1 protein-coding gene is annotated in these 1,481 nt (G+C 59.2%); it reads left to right on the forward strand.

Annotation, left to right across the window (positions count from 1 at the left end):
* Positions 1 to 768 precede the first annotated feature (768 nt).
* Positions 769 to 1,481 (forward strand): IS256 family transposase (locus tag O3656_RS10205; protein WP_500063962.1); only part of this gene is annotated, 713 nt, incomplete at its 3' end.

The following is a 1,481-nucleotide window of genomic DNA, read 5'->3' on the forward strand; positions in this document are numbered from 1 at the left end:
TCGACAACAAACATGATCGCGGATAACCTTACCAGCGTCGGCACGTCGGCTTCCGGCAGGCCCAGGCCGTACAGCGCTGCACTAGATACAGCAGCAATGCACTAGATAGGAGAGCGTTGCACTGCCTACTATCCAGTGCAACGCTGCGCTAACTAGTGCAATGCCACTGGCCAACAAGCCCCATCGCGGAAAAGCTGCTCCATAACAACCCCAACAAGCGTCCGGCAGGCCCAGGCCACGCAGCTCTGCACCACTTAGGGAGCATTACACCAGTTAGGGAGCATTACACCACCTCCGAGCTGGTGTAACACCCCGCTAAGTGGCGTAACACCACTTGGAAACAAGCCGCACTGCGGAGACCCGCCCCGACTCGCCAGTCAAAGCGCAAGGCAACGCAGCTCAGTGGCGACTAAAGAGACGACTCACGACCGAAAAACAAGCGCCCGGCACGACCATGAGACACACACTCATCACGCCTGCACCCACCACGGCCAGCACAACCAACACCCGAGCAAACAAACATCTCGGGAGCACGCGACATAGTTCCCCCACAATCTCGCATGCAATTCCCCCCGGCGCCACTCCAGATACATCCAGAAAACGTTGAGATTCCAAGGATTTGATTTCAAAACCTGAAACATCAGGAGTAGTGTCCCGCATAGTGGTGTAACCGTGTGGTGGTCGGCTCGTTTGATATGGGTGCGGTCACCGTGTGATCCTTCGAGAAAGTTTCCTACTTCTGACTCGAAACGATTTGGAGGCACAACGATGACCGCTCCTCATATTATCGACCCTGCTGGCATGCTTGGCGAGGCGTTGTCCCAGGCGTCCCCGGATTTGATGCGTTCCTTGCTCCAGCACGTGATCAACGCGTTGTTATCAGCGGACGCTGATGCGGTGTGCGGGGCCCAGTGGGGTCAACAAGACCCGCAGCGTCAGACCAGGCGCAATGGGTATCGCTACCGGCCCTTGGACACCAGGGTCGGCACCATTGACGTGGCGATCCCCAAGCTGCGCTCAGGTACCTACTTTCCACAGTGGCTGCTCCAGCGCCGTAAACGCTCCGAAAGCGCCTTGATCACAGTGGTCGCTGACTGCTACTTAGCGGGAGTGTCCACGCGCCGCATGGACAAGCTCGTCAAAACCCTGGGGATCACAGGACTGTCGAAGTCCCAGGTCTCACGTATGGCATCGGACCTGGACGAACACGTGGACGAGTTCCGTCATCGCCCCCTCGATGATGCTGGGCCTTTCACGTTCGTCGCCGCTGACGCATTGACCATGAAGGTGCGCGAAGGAGGGCGCGTCGTCTCGTGCGCGGTCCTGGTTGCCACCGGAGTCAACAATGACGGACACCGCGAAGTGCTGGGGGTGCGCGTATCCACCAGCGAGACCGGTCCAGCCTGGAAGGAGTTCTTCGCTGACCTGGTCGCCCGAGGCCTCACCGGCGTGCGCCTGGTCACCAGCGACGCCCATCTGGG

The organism is Pauljensenia sp. 27098_8_83 (assembly GCF_041432695.1).
Taxonomy (GTDB): domain Bacteria; phylum Actinomycetota; class Actinomycetes; order Actinomycetales; family Actinomycetaceae; genus Pauljensenia.